The 20157-nt window shown below is 67.0% G+C and carries 12 protein-coding genes; 6 read left to right on the top strand and 6 right to left on the bottom strand.

Annotation, left to right across the window (positions count from 1 at the left end):
• Positions 1 to 118 precede the first annotated feature (118 nt).
• Both SB771_RS21215 and SB771_RS21210 read left to right on the top strand, forming a co-directional pair.
• Positions 119 to 3640 (top strand): pyruvate carboxylase, encoded by a 3522-nt coding sequence (locus SB771_RS21215; protein WP_175661117.1) that lies wholly within the window; start codon positions 119 to 121, stop codon positions 3638 to 3640.
• A gap of 149 nt (positions 3641 to 3789) precedes the next feature.
• On the top strand, positions 3790 to 4569 hold the full coding sequence (locus SB771_RS21210; protein ID WP_175661118.1) for a GNAT family N-acetyltransferase: 780 nt from the start codon (positions 3790 to 3792) through the stop codon (positions 4567 to 4569).
• A gap of 98 nt (positions 4570 to 4667) precedes the next feature.
• Here SB771_RS21210 and SB771_RS21205 read toward each other — a convergent pair whose 3' ends face one another.
• Genes SB771_RS21205 through SB771_RS21190 form a run of 4 tightly spaced genes read right to left on the bottom strand, consistent with a single transcriptional unit; the run spans position 4668 to position 10371 of the window.
• On the bottom strand, positions 4668 to 5951 hold the full coding sequence (locus SB771_RS21205; protein ID WP_175661119.1) for an MFS transporter: 1284 nt from the start codon (positions 5949 to 5951) through the stop codon (positions 4668 to 4670).
• Between the two features lie 27 nt (positions 5952 to 5978).
• The gene (locus SB771_RS21200) at positions 5979 to 8801 is read right to left on the bottom strand and encodes a molybdopterin-dependent oxidoreductase (RefSeq protein WP_175661120.1); all 2823 of its coding nucleotides are present in this window, start codon (positions 8799 to 8801) and stop codon (positions 5979 to 5981) included.
• Positions 8782 to 9636 carry an FAD binding domain-containing protein gene (locus SB771_RS21195; protein WP_175661121.1) on the bottom strand — a complete coding sequence of 285 codons (855 nt, stop codon included), beginning with the start codon at positions 9634 to 9636 and terminating at the stop codon, positions 8782 to 8784. The genes SB771_RS21200 and SB771_RS21195 overlap by 20 nt, the downstream gene beginning before the upstream one ends.
• Before the next feature lie 57 nt (positions 9637 to 9693).
• Entirely contained in the window at positions 9694 to 10371 is a 678-nt protein-coding gene (locus SB771_RS21190) for a TetR family transcriptional regulator (RefSeq protein ID WP_175661122.1), read from the bottom strand.
• A 333-nt stretch (positions 10372 to 10704) separates the two neighbouring features.
• On the opposite strand from SB771_RS21190, the gene SB771_RS21185 reads away from it, so the two are divergent.
• The 3 genes from SB771_RS21185 (at position 10705) to SB771_RS21175 (ending at position 13288) form a co-directional block, all read left to right on the top strand.
• On the top strand, positions 10705 to 12117 hold the full coding sequence (locus SB771_RS21185) for an ATP-binding protein (protein ID WP_175661123.1): 1413 nt from the start codon (positions 10705 to 10707) through the stop codon (positions 12115 to 12117).
• A gap of 244 nt (positions 12118 to 12361) precedes the next feature.
• The gene (locus SB771_RS21180) at positions 12362 to 12751 is read left to right on the top strand and encodes a BON domain-containing protein (RefSeq protein WP_011660645.1); all 390 of its coding nucleotides are present in this window, start codon (positions 12362 to 12364) and stop codon (positions 12749 to 12751) included.
• A 96-nt stretch (positions 12752 to 12847) separates the two neighbouring features.
• Positions 12848 to 13288, top strand: coding sequence for a DUF3331 domain-containing protein (locus tag SB771_RS21175; RefSeq protein WP_011660644.1), 441 nt, complete (start codon positions 12848 to 12850; stop codon positions 13286 to 13288).
• A 76-nt stretch (positions 13289 to 13364) separates the two neighbouring features.
• Here the strand turns inward: SB771_RS21175 and SB771_RS21170 are convergent, their stop codons facing one another.
• Together SB771_RS21170 and SB771_RS21165 are read right to left on the bottom strand one after the other, a co-directional pair.
• Complete coding sequence (locus tag SB771_RS21170; RefSeq protein ID WP_175661284.1) at positions 13365 to 13796, bottom strand: universal stress protein; 432 nt, start codon at positions 13794 to 13796, stop codon at positions 13365 to 13367.
• Between the two features lie 406 nt (positions 13797 to 14202).
• A complete protein-coding gene (locus SB771_RS21165) occupies positions 14203 to 14439 on the bottom strand; it encodes a DUF4148 domain-containing protein (RefSeq protein WP_175661124.1) in 237 nt (78 codons plus the stop codon).
• A gap of 546 nt (positions 14440 to 14985) precedes the next feature.
• Here SB771_RS21165 and SB771_RS21160 point away from each other — a divergent pair.
• Positions 14986 to 20043 (top strand): trifunctional serine/threonine-protein kinase/ATP-binding protein/sensor histidine kinase, encoded by a 5058-nt coding sequence (locus SB771_RS21160; RefSeq protein ID WP_175661125.1) that lies wholly within the window; start codon positions 14986 to 14988, stop codon positions 20041 to 20043.
• Positions 20044 to 20157 lie beyond the last annotated feature (114 nt).

Raw genomic sequence — 20157 nt, 5'->3', positions numbered from 1 at the left:
CGGGACGATGCCGCCGCGAACGACCGATGCGAAGCTCCGCATGCCGACCGGCGACGCGTGCACGTGGTGCGCGTGGCGGACGGCACATCGGCGCGTTCAATTCAACCCTTCACTATCCATGGCTGCCGTGATGCTTACCCCCATCCAGTCCATCCTGATTGCGAACCGCTCGGAAATCTCGATCCGCGTGATGCGTGCCGCCGCCGAGCTGAACGTCCGCACGGTCGCGATCTATTCGAAGGAAGACCGCCTGGCGTTGCATCGCTTCAAGGCGGACGAGAGCTACCTGATCGGTGAAGGCAAGAAGCCGCTCGCCGCGTATCTCGACATCGACGACATCCTGCGCGTCGCGCGGCAGGCGAAGGTGGACGCGATCCATCCCGGCTACGGCTTTCTTTCCGAGAACCCCGATTTCGCACAGGCCGTGATCGACGCCGGCATCCGCTGGATCGGCCCATCGCCCGACGTGATGCGCACGCTCGGCAACAAGGTGGCCGCGCGCAATGCGGCAATTGCCGCCGGCGTGCCCGTGATGCCCGCGACCGCGCCGCTGCCGGACGATCTCGATGCGTGCAAGGCGCTGGCCGAGGAAGTCGGCTATCCGTTGATGCTGAAGGCGAGCTGGGGCGGCGGTGGACGCGGGATGCGCGTGCTCGAAAACGATCAGGATCTCGAAACGCTGCTGCCCGTCGCGCGCCGCGAGGCGCTGGCCGCGTTCGGCAACGACGAAGTGTATGTCGAGAAGCTCGTGCGCAATGCGCGGCACGTCGAGGTGCAGGTGCTCGGCGATCTGCACGGCACGGTCGTGCATCTGTACGAGCGCGACTGCACGGTGCAGCGGCGCAACCAGAAGGTCGTCGAACGGGCGCCGGCGCCGTATCTCGATCGCGAAAGCCGGCACGCGCTATGCGAATCCGCACTGCGGCTGATGCGTGCGGTGGGCTACACGCACGCTGGCACCGTCGAATTCCTGATGGATGCCGACACCGGCCAGTTCTACTTCATCGAGGTGAATCCGCGTATCCAGGTCGAGCATACGGTGACCGAGATGGTCACCGGGATCGACATTGTGAAGGCGCAGATCCGCATCACCGAAGGCGGCCGGATCGGCCTGGCGGAGGACGCGACGGACGCCAATGGCGCGCTCGTCGCGCGCGCGGCCGGCGTGCCGGAACAGCAGGCGATTCCGTTGAACGGCAACGCGCTGCAATGCCGGATCACGACCGAGGATCCGGAGAACGACTTCCTGCCCGATTACGGGCGGCTCACCGCGTACCGCAGCGCGGCCGGCTTCGGCGTGCGGCTCGATGCCGGCACGGCCTACGGCGGCGCGGTGATCACGCCGTACTACGACTCGCTGCTCGTGAAGGTGACGACGTGGGCGCCGACGGCAGCGGAATCGATTCACCGGATGGATCGCGCGCTGCGCGAGTTCCGGATTCGCGGCGTCACGTCGAACCTGCAGTTCCTCGAGAACGTGATCAACCATCCGGCCTTCATCGCGGGCGACGTGACGACGCGCTTCATCGACAAGACACCGGAGCTGCTCGCATTCGCGAAGCGCGGCGATCGCGCGACGAAGCTGCTGCGCTATCTCGGCGAGCTGAACGTGAACGGCAACGCGGAGATGAACGGTCGCGCGCTGCCGGCGCTGCCGTTGCCCAAACCGGTGCTGCCGAAGATCGATACGGCCGTGGCGATTCCGGCCGGCACGCGCGATCGCCTGCGCGAGCTTGGGCCCGAGAAATTCGCGCGCTGGATGCTCGACCAGAAGCAGGTGCTCTTGACCGACACGACGATGCGCGACGCGCACCAGTCGCTGTTCGCGACACGCATGCGCACGGCCGACATGCTGCCGATCGCGCCGTTCTACGCGCGCGAGCTGTCGCAGCTGTTCTCGCTCGAATGCTGGGGCGGCGCGACGTTCGACGTCGCGCTGCGGTTCCTGAAGGAAGACCCGTGGGAGCGCCTCGCGCTGCTGCGCGAACGCGTGCCGAACATCCTGTTCCAGATGCTGCTGCGCGGCTCGAACGCGGTCGGCTACACGAACTACGCGGACAACGTCGTGCGCTTCTTCGTGCAGCAGGCCGCAAGTGCCGGCGTCGATGTGTTCCGCGTATTCGACTCGCTGAACTGGGTGCGCAACATGCGCGTAGCGATCGACGCGGTCGGCGAAAGCGGGATGCTGTGCGAAGGCGCGATCTGCTATACCGGCGACCTGTTCGACACGTCGCGTTCGAAATACGACCTCAAGTATTACGTCGGCATCGCGCGCGAGTTGCAGCAGGCCGGCGTGCATGTGCTCGGCATCAAGGACATGGCCGGCATCTGCCGCCCGAAGGCGGTCGCGACGCTCGTGAAGGCGCTCAAGGAGGAAACCGGGCTGCCCGTGCATTTCCATACGCATGACACGAGCGGGATCGCCGCGGCGTCGGTGCTCGCGGCGGTCGAGGCAGGCTGCGACGCGGTGGACGGCGCGCTCGACGCGATGAGCGGCCTCACGTCGCAGCCGAACCTGTCGAGCATCGCGGCGGCGCTGGCCGGCAGCGAGCGCGATCCCGGGCTCGACGCGGATCGCCTGCACGAAGCGTCGATGTATTGGGAAGGCGTGCGCCGCTACTACGCGCCGTTCGAATCGGAGATTCGCGCGGGCACGGCCGACGTCTACCGCCACGAGATGCCCGGCGGCCAGTACACGAACCTGCGCGAGCAGGCGCGCTCGCTCGGCATCGATCATCGCTGGACCGAGGTGTCGCGCGCGTATGCGGACGTGAACCGCCTGTTCGGCGACATCGTCAAAGTTACACCGACGTCGAAGGTGGTCGGCGACATGGCGCTGATGATGGTCGCGAACGACCTGAGCGTGGACGACGTGCGCAACCCGGACAAGGACCTCGCGTTCCCCGAGTCGGTCGTGTCGCTGTTCAAGGGCGAGCTGGGCTTCCCGCCCGACGGCTTCCCGGCGGAGCTGTCGCGCAAGGTGCTCAAGAGCGAGCCGCCGGCGCCGTATCGGCCCGGCGACCAGATTCCGCCGGTCGACCTCGACGCGGTACGCACGCAGGCCGAGGCCGCATGCGAGCAGCCGCTCGACGATCGGCAGCTCGCTTCCTATCTGATGTATCCGAAGCAGACGGTCGACTACTACGCGCACGTTCGCGCGTACAGCGACACGTCGGTCGTGCCGACCCCGGCGTTCCTGTACGGGCTGCAGCCGCAGGAGGAAGTGGCGATCGACATCGAACCGGGCAAGACGCTGCTCGTGTCGCTGCAGGGTCAGCACGCCGATGCGCAGGACGGCATCGTGAAGGTGCTGTTCGAGCTGAACGGCCAGTCGCGTTCCGCGCTCGTCGAGCAGAAGACGGTCGTGCAGGCGGGCAAGGAGCGTCATGGCTTGCAGCGTGCGGATGCGGCGAATCCGCTCCATGTCGCTGCGCCGATGCCGGGCTCGGTGGTGACAGTCGCCGTGCAGCCGGGGCAGCGCGTGACGGCCGGCACGACGCTGCTCGCGCTCGAGGCGATGAAGATGGAAACGCACATCGCGGCGGAGCGTGACTGCGAGATCGCGGCCGTGCATGTGAAGCCGGGTGAGCGTGTCGCGGCGAAGGATCTGCTGATCGAGTTGAAAGACCCGACGCAGTGAGTGTTGCCGTGATGCTGACCGTGCCGGGAATCGCAACGCGCCGGGCTCGCGGCAGGTCTCACACATGGCATCCGCGTGCCGGCTCGGAATGAATCGGTTTGCTCAAGTGTTGTCGATGGATAGAGCCACCGACCTTGTTCAGGACCGAAATGACCTCTCCGACCGAACTGCTGGATGCTTCCGTGGCCGCGTGGCACGCGTCGATCGACGCGTTTTGCCGCTTGCAGGATGTTGGCTTCGTGGAGCGCGGCGCGCATGGAACGAAGGCGATCTACAGTGGCGCGCCCGTGTCCGTGCTGAACGCGGTCATCAGCATGACGCGTCGGCCCGATGTCGACGAAATCAGGCTGCTTTCCGACGCGTTCAGCACGTGCGCAGTGCCGTGGAGCATTCAGACCCGTGATGCGAGCACGCACGCCGACGAGATCGCGCGGATCGCGGACGATCATGGCCTGACACAACGCGTCGCGCTGCCGTTCATGACGAAGCGGCTCGCGCGCGTCGCCGCGCCGGCGAACAGCGACGGGCACGTGGTCGTGCGGCGCGTCACGGCAGCGGACAGCGAACGGTACAACGGCGCGCTTGCCGCGGGCTATGAGGCGCCGGAGGGCGTATTTCGAAGACTGAGCGCGCCGGCCGTGCTGGAAGCGGACGGCATGATGGGCTTTTGGGTGGAGGTCGACGGGATGCCGGTCGCGACCTCGTTCGGCGTCGTGCGCAACGCTCAGGTCGGCGTATTCAATGTGTCGACGCTACCGGCCTATCGGCGACGAGGCTACGCACGGGCTGCGACTCAGGCGGTACTGGATGCCGCGTTCGAGACCGGCGCGCATACCGCGTTTCTGCATTGCACGCCGGCAGGGCGTCACGTGTACGAGTCGATGGGCTTTACCACCGGCGAGGAGTGGCAGGTGTACGTCGGTGGCTGAGTGACGCGGGCGGGCGCACGCGGGAATCGCTCGCGTCGTCCGGGCAGCGCCCGGCGAATTTGCCGGGCGTCGAACGACGCTCATTCCATTGCCGACCGTCAAAGCGATCGCGCTTTCGTCTCCGGCAACAGGAGCACGGCCAACAGCACGACGCCATAGGCCGCGCCCGAAAAGATCGCGATGGCCAGCGCCAGACCGAGCGAATGGCTCAGCATCCCGACGAGGCTCGGGAACAGCGCGCCGATGCCGCGGCCGAAGTTATACGTGAAGCTTTGCGCATTCGCGCGGAAGTTCGACGGATACAGTTCCGTCAGGTAGGCGCCGACGCCGCTGAAGATCCCGCATGAAGAAAAGCCGAGCGGAAAGCCCAGCCACAACATCTGCGCATTCGACAGCGGCAGCGTCAGATACAGGCACACCGACACAAGCGACAGCGCGGAGAACAGCATGAAGTTGCGCCGGCGTCCCCAGAAGTCCGAAAGGTACGCGCCGACGACATATCCGCAGAACGACCCCACGATGATCACGAACAGATAAGCGCTCGTGTTGAGCACGGACAAGTGTCGCTCGATCTTGAGGAAGGCCGGCAGCCAGGTCGACATCGCATAGAAGCCGCCCTGGATGCCCGTGCACAGCAGCGCGGCCAGGACCGTGCGCCGCATCTGCGAACGCGAGAAGATCGCCCACACCGACGGCTGGCTCGCGCCTTGTTTCCGGGCTGCGTCCGCCTGCACGAACACGTCGGGCTCCGGCACGTGCTTGCGGATGTAGAGCACGAGCAGGGCGGGCACGATGCCCACCCAGAACAGGCTGCGCCAGGCGAGCGACTCGGGCAGCACGGAAAACGCGATGCTGTAGAGAATCGCCGCGCAACCCCAGCCGATCGCCCAGCCGCTTTGTACCAGCCCGACCGCCTTGCCGCGATGGGCGGGCGCGACGATCTCGCCGATCAGCACGGCGCCCACCGCCCATTCGCCGCCGAAGCCGAGCCCTTGCAGCGCGCGAAGCACGAAGATCTGCTCGAAGTTCTGCGCGAAGCCGATCGCCAGCGTGCAGACCGAGAACCACAGGATCGTGCCTTGCAGTACCTTGACCCGTCCGTAGCGATCCGCCAGGATGCCGGCAATCCAGCCGCCCACCGACGAGAAAATCAGCGTCACGGTGCTCAGGAGGCCGGCCTTGCCGCGATCGAGGCCCCACAGGTCGATCAGCGAAGCCAGCACGAAGCTGAACACCATGAAGTCGAACGCATCGGTCGCCCAGCCGGCGAACGACGCCTTGAACGCGCGCTTGCCGGCGGGATCGAGTTCCGCGTACCAGGACGAGCCGGATCCGGCCCTGGCCCGCAGTGAGACTTCCTGGGCATTTCTTGTTGGCGTCATCATGTTGTTCGCTGGGTGGGAACGGCGCTATCGGCGCGCGGATGGCGAGTGGTGGGCCGCGAGCGCGACACGCACGACATCCGGCGTGGCCGGGGCCTGGCGGATGCGTACGCCGGTTGCGTGATGGATCGCATTCAGGATGGCCGCGGCCGTGGGCACCAGCGCCGGCTCGCCGATGCCTTTTGCCCCGTACGGGCCGACGGCCGTCGGCGCTTCGATGAAAATCGACTGCACGTCGGGCATGTCATGCACCGTCGGAATCAGATAGTCGTGCAGATTGTTGTATCGCCCGGGGTGGTACTTCTCCATCAGCGCCATGCCGATACCTTGCGCCACCGCACCTTCGATCTGTCCTTCGAGCAGCGTCGGATTGACCATTCTGCCGACGTCGTGCGCGGCCACGACCTTGAGCACGCGGACGCGACCGCTGTCGCAGTCCACCGCGACTTCGGCCATCTGCGCGCCGAACGCGTAGGTGGCGTAAGGCGAGCCTTGCCCCGACGCATCGAGCGACGTGGTCGGCGGATCGAAGCTTTCTTCCGCCGCGATGACGTAGCCGTGTGCATCGACCGGCAGCGCCCGGAGATCCAGTACCTTGCCATCGACGGCAACACCGCGCGCATCGGCCGAAATCCGCGCGTCGGATGACGCGCCGGCGAAGGCGAGCAGCCGGTGGCGCAGCGTCGTGCCGGCGAGGAACGCCGCTCGACCGGTAATGAATGTCTGGCGCGAAGCGGACGTGCGACCGCAATCCGGCGTGACCGACGTGTCCGGGCCGACGAAGCGCAGCCGATCGACCGGTACACCTAGCGCATCGGCGGCGATTTGCGGAATCACGGTATTCGCGCCCTGGCCGGCGTCCACCGCACCCTGGTGCAGCACGATCGTGCCGTCGGGCCGGATGCCGAAGCGCACGGTCGACGGGTTTGGCAACGCGGTGTTGCCGCAGCCGTAGAAGAACGCCGCCATCCCGACGCCATGACGCAGGTGGCCCGGCGCCGCCGCATTCAGCGTGGCGACGCGCGCGCGTGCGTCACGCCATGCCGGTCGCAGCGCATCGAGGCAGGCGACGAGCCCCACGCTGTCGTCCAGCACCTGCCCGGTCGGCAGCGTGTCCCCCGGCCGCAGCGCGTTCATCGCGCGGAATTCGAGCGGATCGATGCCGGCCGTGAACGCCAACTCGTCGATGAGCTGCTCCTGGGACATCGTCGTTTGCGGCACGCCAAAGCCGCGGAACGCGCCCGCGGCCGTCACGTGCGTATGAATCGCACGTGCCCGCGCCGCATAGTGAGGAATGACGTACGGGCCACCGGCATGCACCGGTACGCGGTTGGCGACGGCCGTGCCCCACGACGCGAACGCGCCGGTGTTGAAGTCGGCGTCGAACGTCACCGCATGGAGCCGGCCCTCGGCATCGGCGGCCATGCTGGACGTCATGCGGCCGGGATGGCGCTTGGTCGACGTTGCCATCGATTCCTCGCGCGACAACACCATCGCGACGGGCTTGTCGAGATGCCAGGCGGCGATTGCGAGCAGCGGCTGGACCGTCATGTCGAGCTTGCCGCCGAAACCACCGCCGACCGCGGTCGCCACGACGCGCACCTGCTCCGGCGCGACCGCGAGAATGCGGGCGAGATCGGCGCGATGCGGATGCGGCGCCTGCGTGGACGAATGGATTTCGATCGTGTCGCCCACGCGTCGCGCCCAGCCGGCCTCGGGCTCGAGGTACGCGTGCTCGACGAAACTGGATTCGAACGTTGCGCTCACGACGTGACGGGCGCGTTGCATCGCGCGTTCCGGGTCGCCGCGGCGCACTTGCCCCTCGATCAGCACGTTGCCGGGACGATCGGCGTGCAGCAGCGGACTGTCTTCCAGTACCGCATCGGCGATCGCGAGCACCGGCGTCAGCGGTTCCCAGTTCACCGGAAAGCAGTCGAGGTCGAGCGCCGCGATCGCGGCGCGTTCGCCGACCACCAGCGCCACCGCCTCGAGATGGTGGCGCGCCTCCGTCTCGGGAAGGACTGGCTGATCCATGTACGGTGTCGCGACACCGTGCAGGTTCATGCCGGGCACATCGGCGTGGGTGAGGACGCGGTGCACGCCCGGATGGGCGCGCACGAATGCGTCGAGGTCGCCGAACGCGAAACGCGCGCGATGATGCGGATTGCGGACCGCGCGCAGGAACAGGCTGTCGGCCGGATAGCCGTCGGCGCCGAAACGCTGGCTTCCGTCGACCTTTTCCGGGCCATCGAGGCGCGTCAGCGGTACGCCGACAGACGGCCCTTCGGACGGAGGAGGCGTCACGCATCGCGCGGCAGCGCCGCAGCCCGCCTCGGTCACCGCGTCGACGATCTTCTGGTAGCCGGTGCAGCGGCACAGCACGCCGTCGATGGCGGCCCGCGCGCTGGCGCGGTCGCTCACCTCGCCGGCGTCGATCGCCGCGGCCGCGGCCGTCAGCATGCCGGGCGTGCAGAAGCCGCATTGCACCGCCTGATGTGCGAGAAACGCGTGTTGCAGGCGGCCGCCGCAGCGGGTGCCGTCGGCGAGGCCTTCGACGGTGACGACACGGCGCCCCGCGACCTGTCCGACCGGAATCAGGCACGCGTAGCGCGCGTCGCCGTCGACGATCACCGTGCAGCTGCCGCAATCGCCCTGGCGGCAACCTTCCTTGGTGCCGAACTGGCGCAGGTCCGCGCGCAGATGGTCGATGAGCCGCTGCGAGTGGTCGGCCGGCAGGCTTCGCCGCGTGCCGTTGAGCTCGAACCAGTCGGGTTCCGGCGAAACGGGCGTGCTGCCGCCGGCGATGGTTTCGCGAGCGTCGGCCAGCTGATCAGGCAGTGGATGCGCCACGTGCGTTCTCCTCGATGCAGCATGTGAAAGCGCGCGTGACCGCCAGCCGCGCGAGATGAATGCGATGCAATGCGGTCGCCCGGCAGTCGTCGACCGGAGACAGCTCGGCAAGCGGTGCCGCCGCGATCGCGCCGGCCAGTTCGTCGAGCCGCCGGCCCGCGAGTGCCGCCTCGAGCGCCGGCATCCGGCGCGCGACGTCGGATGCGCCGCCGATCGCGACGGCGACCGCGTCGGCCGTGCCGTCCGCACCCACGCGCAATTGCGCGGCGGCCGACACGACGGCGATCGCCGAGCCGTCGCGATTCGTGCATTTGATGAACGACGTCCGGTCGTGCGGGTGTGGTGATGCAAGCAGCACGGCGACCAGCAGTTCGTCCACGTGCAGCGCGGTCCGGCCGTTGCCGAGCAGGAATTCGGCCAACGGCAGGCGGCGCACGCCGCGCAGGCTCGCCAGTTCGACGCGCGCGTCGAGCGCCAGCAGCGCGGGGATGCCGTCCGCCACCGGCGACGCATGGCACACGTTGCCGCCGATCGTGCCCTGGACGCGAATCTGCCGGGGGCCGACGCAAGCGGCGGCCGCCGTCAGCGCCACGGGCAGCCATGCCGTCCGCGCGATGGCGTCCCACGTGCTGGCCGCGCCGATGCGGATCATGCCGTCGTGCTGCTCGATCGCGCGCAATGCGTCGACGCGGCTGATATCCACCCAGGCCGAGCGGGCGGGCACGAGGCCGATATCGGCGAAGGCGTCGGTGGCCCCGCACACGATGCGCGGCCGCGGCTGTGCCGCCAGCCGGCCGAGCACTTCGTCGATGGTGTGGGCGCGAAGATAGTTCATCGCAACAGGGCGTGCATCTTGATGGTCACGAGGGTCGACAGCGGCGCCGGCACACGCTCAAGCATCGACTGACGCGTCCTTGCGGACCACCCGCAGCACGCTGTCGATCACGAACGTTTCCCAATGGCGCACGGCATCCGGCGCGTTCAACTCCTCTCCGAGGAACGCGGACAACGTATACAGGTTCGACGTATAAAAATACGCGGTCGAGATGATCAGCAGGAAAACGTCGCGCGCCCTGAGGCCCTGGCGAAACAGGCCTTGTTCGACGCCGTTCTCGAGAATCTTCGCGATGATCTCTACCGCATGCGACGAGTACTCGCCCCGGCGCTCGAGCTTGGACAAGTGCTTGCCCTTGTGCAGGTTCTCCGTGTTGAGCAGCGTGATGAAATCCGGATTGCGCCAATAATAGTCCAGCTTGAAGCGAATCACGGACTTGAGCGCTTCCACAGGGTTCGAAGCATCCGGCGCCATTTTGAGCTCGGCCTCGTCCATCCGTCGGTAGATGCCTTCGAGCACCGCGACGAACAGCCCCTCCTTGCTCCCGTAGTAGTAATAGATCATCCGGTCATACGACTTCGCCAGCCGCGAAATCCTTTCCACGCTGCCGCCTTCGTAGCCGTAGCGCGCGAAGACCTTGGTCGCCGCATGCAGGATCTTGTCGCGGGTTTCCTGCGCCGCCGCCTCCCGGACACCGGTTCCACGCACAGTCTTGCCTTTTGCTGCTTGAGCCATACCGTTCCTATGGCGGCCGCCAACCGGGCCGTGCCGCCTGAAAAAAACTTGCACTAGCGGCGTTCCCGCAAACTTTCGTACAGGGAACGCTACATGAACTTCGAATTCTACGGAACTCTTCTCGTGTCCGCAACCTGACATAAATTCATCGTAGATTCAATGGCTTGCATACGAACTATACGGCCGATCCCGCACCGTAACGAACGAATATCGCTATCTTCATATTTTTATTTCGAGAAACTGCTGCTAACATTCGTTTGTGGAGTACTCACTACATGAAACGTTAATTTCAGGTTGGCAGAGGCCGCAACCCGGTACGCAGGAGATAGACGAATGAACAACGAACTCGACGATTCCTGCAGCGCTTTCGCTGCGCGGACTACCTGGAAATCGCTCTCCGGCCCGAGCGGCCCTGAAATGACCCCGGTCATCGAGGAACTCATGTCTCAATCGCTTCTCGCACTGGACGTGCAGGTGTTGCGCCAGCTTTCCCACACGATGGCGGACGAGGTCGCGCCCGCGACGCGCGTCGGGACATTGCTCGAGGCCGCGATACAGGGCACGGCGGCGACGTGGGGCGTGATTGCGGTCATGCGCGACGGCGCCTGGGAGGCAGCCGCCAGCGCGACGGCGGCGCCTCCGTCGCACGTCGAGCGGCTGCCGGCCGACCGGTTGCCGGTGCCGATCATTGCCGCCGCCGTGCATCTGCGCGACGGGCTCGTGCTGCGCGACGCCTGCGCCGCCGACCATTGGCGGACCGACGACTATGTGCGCCGTCGCAAGCCGCGCTCGGTGATGTGCGTGCCGATCCGCTGCAATGGCGCATTGCTGGGTGCGCTGTATCTGGAACACGGGGACTTGCCGAGCATTTTCACACCGGCGAATACTGCGTTAGTCGAGATCCTTGCGCTGCATGCCGGGTTCGTTCTGGAGAACCAGCGTCTGCACGACGCGCTTGCCGCTCGGCAGGCCCGCGCGGACAGCATCGCGGCAAGGATCGGCGACACGCCTTCGGACGCGGATTGTGCGGATCGGCTGAAGGCGTACGGCGAGCTGGCGGCTTCGATCGTGCATGAAGTCGCGCAACCGATCACGGCCATCGATACGTCCGCGCGCGCGGGGCTGAAGTGGCTCGATCGCGGCACGCCGAACCTCGACGCCGCGCGCGAGATGTTTGCCCATATCTGCGCGTGCGCCGAGCGTGCGCGCACCATCATCCGCGCACTGCGCGCCAACGCACGGCACGAAGCGCCCGCCTTTGCGACGTTCGATCTCGCCGACGCGCTTTCCGAGGCGGCCGAGATCATGGCAAGCACGCTGGATGCGATGAAGGTGAGCTTGCGCGTCGACGGACTCGCGTCCCCGATGCCGATGCGCGGCGAGCGCATTCAGCTGCAGCAGGCCGTCATCGGCCTGCTGATGAACGGCGCGGAATCGATGCTGTGCGTCCCTGAGGAGCGCCGCGTCCTCGTGCTGGCGTGTGAAGCCGCTCAGGATGGCTTGCGGATTCGGATCGACGATAGCGGCGACGGCATCGATCCGCGGTTGGCGCAACGTATCTTCGACCCGCTGTTCACCACCAAGCCGCATGGGATGGGCATGGGCCTTTCCATCTGCAAGTCGATCGTGGACGCGCACGATGGTCAATTGGTACTGACGCCGCGCGCGGAAGGCGGCACGCGTGCAATGGTGACGCTCCCGCGTTTTGCGGTTGACGGTGCAGCGGCCGCGCCTCGGGCGGCGTGATGCGCGGCGCGCGTGCAGCCATGTCCGCAGCCTATACGAACGTATGCGGCCATCTATCCTGACGGGTTGTGCAGCTAGCTTCAGATGCTATGGATGCCGTCGACGCAGCGCCTTATTCTGATTCCACCGGTACACGAATCGCATCGGTGACGGCTCGGGCGACAGGGTGATTGTGATCGAGTCGGCTTCGCGATGCGGCCGGAACCTGCGTGCCATTCGATACCAGCAACCCAAGGAACCCATCATGAAAATTCGACAAGTCATCCTGAACGGCGGCCTCGCGGCCGTCCTGCTCGCTGGCCTGCAACTGCAGGCATTTGCCGACGAAAGTGCCAATGCGGCGGGCACGGATGCCGCGGTGACGTCCACCCCGACAGCCGCCCAGACGAAGAAGGCCACGCGCGCGGCCAATCGCACGTTCTCGCGGTCGATTCAGAGGACGCTGTCGCGGACGAAGGGGCTGCAGGGGCAAGCGATCACGGTTTTCGCCAATGCGGCGACCGGGCAGGTGACGCTGGCCGGCCAGGTGCAAACCGAAGACGAAGATCATCTCGCGGTCGAGTCGGCCCGGAAGATCCGCGGCGTCAAGTCGGTGAAAAGCGAACTGATGCTGCGTGAGAAAGGCGGCGCCTGAGCGAGGGCGCGCGCATCGCGGGGCCGAATGACAGGGTGTCGGTGATTCGTGCGTCCGCTTTCACATGATCGATCCGATTGATTGGGAGAAGAGGTGATGGGGATGCTGCATGAAGCGGACATCGTGGCTCGCACGTTGATCAATGTCCTGGATCCTTCGCAGGAACAGCGCAGCGTGTGCTTGCGAGCGCAGCGCACGCGATACAAGGCGCGACGCGTCGGGCTGCGTCAATGGAACGAGGACGACGCGCGTGCGCGCAGCGAGCCGCCTACCAGGATAGCCGTGATGGAGCGCCTGTCGTTGTCCATGATCACGGTTTCGTGGAGCGACTCGTGTTCAGGGCGGTATGCGGAGCAAATCTGGTGCAGGAGCCGCGCGCGCGTGCCGTCGATTTGCGCGCTGACGGGGCGCGCGATACAACGCGGCGATCCGGTGTTTCGTCCGCGCGGGAGCGATGTCTGTCTGCCCGGCAACCGGCAGCGGATGATTCTTGCCGCGACCGTTCAGCCGTGCATCGATGCGGCCGACGCGAATTGAGTCGGCCGGAGAACGGCGGAAGAACCGCGGACGAACGCGATCGCGCATCGTCCGCGCGTATCGATGCGCTGCGGCGCTAGGTCGACGCGACCGTGACGACGACAAGCGCCGCACCCGGTACGCGTTCGGCCAGATCGAAGTGAACGGGATGCTCGCGCCACCAGCGAGCGAACCCGGTGGGCGCGCGATAACCGACGACGATCATGTCCACGCAGGCTGTCGACGCATGCGTGGCGATGGCATCGGCCGCGCGTCCGAAGCGGACATAGCCGCGCGCGGCGATGCCGTGGTCCGTCAGGTTGTCGATCGCCCGTTGAAGATCGCGATGCGCGGATTCCGCCAGCCGCTGATGGGCGAGCTCGCTGAGCAGTCCGGCCGACCGGGCGTTGGCGGTGACATTGTCGACGATGGCGACGACGTCGACCGTGGCCGACAATGCGCGGGAAAGCGCCGCACATCGTGCGAGCGCGGCGTTGGCTTCGTGGGATCCATCATAGACGAGCAACATTCTGGACAGCGATGACATCTTCGATATTGGCGGCGGGGGAATGAGATCGCCCATGACGGGCACCGGTTGCGGGTACGTGCGCGGAAGCGGGCGCGACTGCTAACACTGAACACGCGATGGCGATCGTTTATTCCGATGCGATCCCTTTGGCCGGAGATCGTGTCGCGGTTGGTTCGCATCGGCAGGCGCGTGACGTCGCGCGTCGACGTCAGCTTCGCGCGTCGATGCGATATCCCGTCTTGTGGTGCACGTCATGCGACGCGTAGGTCACACATGCCGTGCGGAGGAATCCCGGCATCTTCGTGGCTTCGCCCGCACGCGGATGCGAGGCCGGCCGATGAAGCACGCGCACGAGCCGGCGAGCATTGCGCCTGCCCGTGCCGGACCTCCGGAAAAAGTAGGTGCTTCAATGACCGGAATAGAGTTTCCTGAGCGCGTCGAGCTCGCCGCTCTGGCGCGCGCGAGCGAGCTCCTGACGCACTTCGGAACGGGTCTTTCCCATCGGCATCGCGATGGCCGGTGTCCATTGGGTCGTGGCCACGGAATCTTGATTCGCCGTCAACGAATCGACGGGGGCCGCTGCATGGGCGCAGGCTGCGGTAGCAAACGCGACGAGCGCGAAGGTGATCCTTGAGGTCTTCATGTCGGAATCCGGAAGGTGAGTCGATCGAATGTTATGCACGGTATCTGGCGAACGCGGGAGCCGGATGCGCCGGCCGCGTCGCGAATGTCGTCAGAATCCGTCGCATGTGTATTGAGCGTCGCGAAGGTATCCCGCATGTGTCCGCGGCGCGGCGTTTTGCAATGTCATGTATCGATGCGGACACGCGATACATCCGGATACGAAAGCGCCGATCATGACGCGACGCGAATGCGCTTCGGCAACGCGCAGGCATTCGCCGGCGCGCGTTGTTGCATTGACGATATCGGGCTGGAATAATCGGCGGGTTCGCGTGTTATCACGGGTACCTGGAAGAAGGCGAGGCGGCCGGTGAGGTGCGACACCGCACGAGTGACATCGAGTGCGCCACGCGGCCTGCGTCACGACCGCGGGTTCGAACGAACGGATACAACCCGGCATCCCGCCGCAACACGTGGCCGGTGGCACGGGTGTCGCATGCCGTGCTCCACGCCGCCGTGCCCGCGGCGTTCGAGCTGATGAACGCCACCGTTTCCTTACTGCATTCGCATGATCGAACTTTCGACACGCCGCTTTATCGAATTGAGCCCCGGCCCGCCACGGCTGCACCGCGCGATCGACGACCATGCGCCGCCGGTGCTCGTCGCCGGGCGCGGCGCGGCGGCGCCGTCCGCGGTCGCGGCGCTGCAACGTGAATATGTATTGCGCTCGGCACTGCACGAACGCTGGTCCGCCGTGCCGCAAGCCATCGTGTCGCACGGTGGCGGCGCCGTGCTCGTCCTGGCCGATCCGGGCGGCATGCCGCTCTCCGTTGAAGCTATCCCGCAGCAGCGTTTGTCCGCGTTTCTGCGGCGCGCGATTGCGCTCGCGACCGCGCTGGGCGAGATGCATGCGGCCGGTATCGTGCATCGTGCGCTTGCGCCGCATCGCTTCCTCGTGGATGACGACGATCGTGTGTTCCTGACGGGCTTCGGCTATGCGCTGGGCCCCGATGCGACCGACCCGTTGCGCGACATCGCTCTCGAGTGGGACGACACGGATTTCGTCTATACGGCGCCCGAGCTGGGCACGCGCATGAACCTGCGTGTCGACGCGCGCGCCGATCTTTATTCGCTCGGCTGCATTCTCTATGAGCAGTTGACCGGTGTACCGCCATTCGATGCGACCGATGCGGCCGGGCTCGTGCACGCGCACGCCACGCATTCGGCGCGCGCCCCTCACGAACTCGTTGCGCACGTACCCGAGCAGATCTCGCGGATCGTCGTGAAGTTGCTCGAAAAGGCGCCGGAGCAGCGTTACCGCACAGCCGCGGGGCTCGTCGCCGACCTGCAGCGATGCGAGCAGTGCCTGCGCCGCGACGGTCGCATTCCGATGTTCGCGCTCGATGTTCACGCCGCGCTGCAGCGTCTTCAGCACGCCGATCACGTGGTGGGCCGCGAACCGGAGATCGACGCGTTGCGCGCACAGTACCGTGCCGTCGCCGACGGTGGCGAGATGCGCGTCGCATGGGTTTCCGGCTACTCGGGCATCGGCAAGTCGACGCTGCTGCTGGAGGCCGTCGCGCGCATCAGGCACGACGGCGCGCTGCTCGTGGCCACCAGCAAGGGCGAGGAAGGGCGTCGCGGCACGCCGTACGCGATGCTTGCCGAGGCGCTGGCGCCGCTGCTGCAGTTCGTGCTGGGTTGCGCGGACGACGAATTCGACAGGTGGCGCGCGCGAATCGGAACGGCCGTCGCGCCCGTCGGACGCACGCTCGCGAGATTCCTGCCGGCGCTCTCGGCGGTGCTGCGCCCGCAAGCGGGGCCGCCGGAGCAATCCGAACTGGCGCCCGGGCTGGAGCGCGAGCGCGTGCTGCAAGCGATCGCGCGGCTGATCGCATGTTTCGCGGCGCCGGAGCGTCCGCTCGCGCTGCTGCTCGACGATCTGCAATGGGCCGATGCGGGCACGATCCAGGTGCTGGAGCGGCTGGTGCAGCAACACCGCGACACGGCGTTGCTGCTCGTCGGCGCCTATCGCGGCAACGAGATCGATGCGGGTCACCCGTTGCGGGCCGGCCCGCTGGCCGACGTTCCCGATGCATTGACGGTGGAGCTCGGGCCGCTGAACGAGCGCGCGACGACCGAACTGATTGCCCACGCGCTGCATCAGGACACCGATGCGCTGCGGCCATTGTCCGACCTGATCGGGCAGAGAACCGGCCGCAATCCGTTCTTCGTACATCATCTGCTGCGCCTGCTGGCCGACGAAGGCATGCTCGATTACGACGCGGGTGCCGGCCTGTGGCGCTGGAACATGGCGCGCATCGCCGCGCATCGCGGCGGCGATGACGTCGCGATGATGCTGGCGCGGCAGTTCGAGCTGCTGCCGGACGCCGCACGATTCATGTTGCGCCTGCTGGCCTGCATCGGCCAGCGAGCGTCGACGCGCCTGCTGGCCACGGCGGCCGGCCTGAGCGAGCCCGATGCGATCGAGGGGCTGCAGGCGGCGCTCGATGCCGGCAGTCTCCAGCGCGACGGCGACGACTGGACGTTCTGGCACGATCGCATTCGCGAGGCCGCGTATGCGTCGATCCCGGAGGGCGAGCGCGCGCCGCTGCATCATGCAATCGCGTGCCGTTTGCTGGCGGCCGGCGAGGCCTGCCCCGACACGTTCGTGCTGGCCGCGCAGGCGAACCTCGCCGGCGCGGTGGTCGAGACACCCGCGCAGCGCCGCGCGTTCGCGCGCGTGAACCTGGAGGCCGGGCAGCAAGCCCGGGCCGCCACCGCGCATCATTCCGCGCTCGGCTTCTTTCGCGCGGCAGTCGATTTCCTCGGCGAGCGGGACACCAGCGACGACGGGCTCGACGCGCGCATGCTGTGCGGCGAGGCCGAGTTCATGACCGGTGCGCTCGAAGCCGCCGAAGCGCGTCTTGCCGAGCTCGAGCGGGTAGCCGGCGACGGCACGTTCGGCGCGGATCTCACGCGCCTGCGCGCGGCGTTGTACACGGCGCTGGGCCGCTTCGATCTCGCGCTCGGTGTCGGCCTTGCGTTCCTGAAGCGCGCCGGCATCGATATCCCGCCCCATCCGGACAGCGCGGACGTGCATCGCGAATACCTGCGCCTGCGCGGCTGGCTGGATCGCAACGGGATCGACGCGCTGCGCGACCTGCCGATCATCGCCGATCCGCTGCAGCGCGCGATCGTCGACATCTTTGCCGACCTGATCCCGCCGGCACTCTATTCCGACCAGGATCTGGTCGACATGATTCTGCTGCGCGCGGTGAATCTGGCGATCGAGCATGGCCATTCCGATGCATCGGCTGACGTCTACGTCTGCATGAACCAGATCTTCGGCGTACGTTACGGCGATTACGCCGCGTCGCTGGCATTCGGCGAGCTCGCGCTGCATCTGGTCGACGAGCGCGGTCTCGATCGGTATCGCGGCCGCGTATACATGGCGCACGGCACGATCGTGGTGCCGTGGGTGTTGCCAGCGCGCTCGGCGCGCGCGTATATCTCGCGGGCATTCGAGATCACGGTCGAGTGCTGCGACCATACGTTCGCGCTCTATTGCAAGCGTAACGAGGCGACCGGCATGCTGTTCGCCGGCGAATTTCTCGGCGACGTGCGCGATACGGTGACGCACGGGCTCGCGATCGCGCGTGATGCGAATTTCCAGCTCGTGATCGATGCGCTGCTCGCGCAGCAGATGCTGCTGAAGCAATTACAGGAAGGCGAGCGCGACGATCGCGACCTGTTGGCGCCGCCGGAGGGCCGGCCGCCGACCCTGGTCGATCTCGCGTATTGGGTCTACAGGCTGCAGGCCGCGCTGTTGTTCGGCGATCTTCCGGACGCGCTCCACGCGCGTCGGCACGCGGAAGCCTGCGAGCATGCGGCGCGTTCGTTTGCCGAGCGGGCCGATCTGCCGTTCTACGGCGCGCTCGCGCTGCTGGCGCTGCCCTGCCGCGATGCGTCCGACGAGGCTGCGCTGCAGCGCCATGTCGAGCAGCTCGACGTCTGGGCGCGGGCGTGCCCGGAGAACTTCGTCGCGCGACGCGAGCTGGTGCGCGCCGAGCACGCGCGCGTGAACGGGCAGCCGCTGGACGCGGCGGAAGCCTATGCGCGCGCCGTGGTGCACGCGGGCAGGCATGGCTTTACGCAGGTCGAGGCGCTGGCCGCCGAGTATGCGGCGCGCTTCCATGCCGGTCGCGACACGATTGCCGCGCACGCGTATTTGCGCCACGCGCTGAACGCCTGGCAGCGTTGGGGGGCGCTCGCGAAGGTGCGCGAGTTGCAGGCCACGCATCCCGATGTATTCGATGCCGGAGCCGGCAATCCGGTCGGAAGCCGGATGCACGCACTGGACGTGAACGCGGTGCTGCGCGTGTCGAACGCGCTGGCGAGCGACATCGTGCCGGCGCGTCTCGTGGAAACGCTGTTGCGCACGACGCTCGAAAGCGCCGGCGCCGAGCATGGCGCGCTCGCGGTGCTGCGCGAGGGCGTCTGGCATGTACCGGCGCGCGCGGACGTGATCGACGGCACGATCGTCGTGACGCAGGAGGCCGTGTCGTTGACGGCGAGCGTGCTGCCCGTCTCGGTCCTGCAGGCGGTCGCGCGGACGCAGGAGGGCGTGGTGATCGACGATGCGTCGGAGTCGCCGGTTCACGGTCAGGATGCCTACGTTCGCCGCCGACGCCCGCGTTCGGTGATGTGCGTGCCGCTGATGCGTTATGCAACGCTCGTCGGCGTGCTGTATATGGAAAACAATCTGGCGGCGCGGATGTTTACCGCGGCCAAGGCGGCGCTGGTGGAGGTGATCGCGTCGCAGGCCGCTTTCGCGCTCGAGAACGCGCGGCTCTACGAGGAGCTGCTCGAGCAGAACCGTCAGCGCGCGCATGCCGAGGAACAGTTGCGTGCCGCACTGGCCGGCCTCGAGCGCGCCAGCCGGCTGACCGCGATGGGCGAGCTCGTCGCGTCGATCGTCCACGAGATCGGCCAGCCGATCGCCGCCGTCGACACGTCGGCGAGCGCCGGGTTGCGCTGGCTGAACCGGGAACCACCCGACCTCGGCGAAGCGCGGGCAATGCTCGAGCACATCAACCGGAGCGCGGCGCGGGCCAAGAGCATCATCCAGGCGCTGCGCGCGAAGGCACGCAAGGCCGCGCCGCAGTTTGCGACGGTCGACCTCGTCGAGGCCGTGCGCGAGGCCGCGGCGCTCGTCGCGCGGCAGCTCGACACGCTGGACGTGGTGCTGGAGCTGCGCAGTCACGAGGGCCCCGTCTACGTATACGGCGACCGGATCCAGCTCCAGCAGGTCGTGATCAACCTGCTGACGAACGGCGCCGAATCGATGGCCGAACTCGAGACGGCGCGTCGTCTTTCGCTTGCGTGCGAAGCGCATGGCGTTGACAGTGTGTGCGTGAGCGTGGAGGATTCGGGCAGCGGCATTGCGCCCGATATCGCGGACCGGCTGCTCGAACCGCTTTTCACGACCAAGGAGAACGGGATGGGCATGGGCCTCGCCATCTCGCATTCGATCGTGGATGCTCACGGCGGAACGTTGACGCTGTCGCCGCGCGAGGGTGCCGGTACGCGCGCCACCGTGATGCTGCCGCGGGTCGATCCATGATGTGTCGTCCGTCGGCGCGATGCGCGACGCGCAGCGCGCAGGTGGCGGACAGGTTCTTCGCGTTGTTGTGTTTGAGCCGCTGAGCGGTGACTCCTGAAAATTCATCAGCGAATA

This window comes from Burkholderia sp. SIMBA_051, assembly GCF_046534915.1.
GTDB classification, from domain to species: domain Bacteria; phylum Pseudomonadota; class Gammaproteobacteria; order Burkholderiales; family Burkholderiaceae; genus Burkholderia; species Burkholderia ambifaria.
This window is presented reverse-complemented; position numbering and strand designations above follow the sequence as displayed.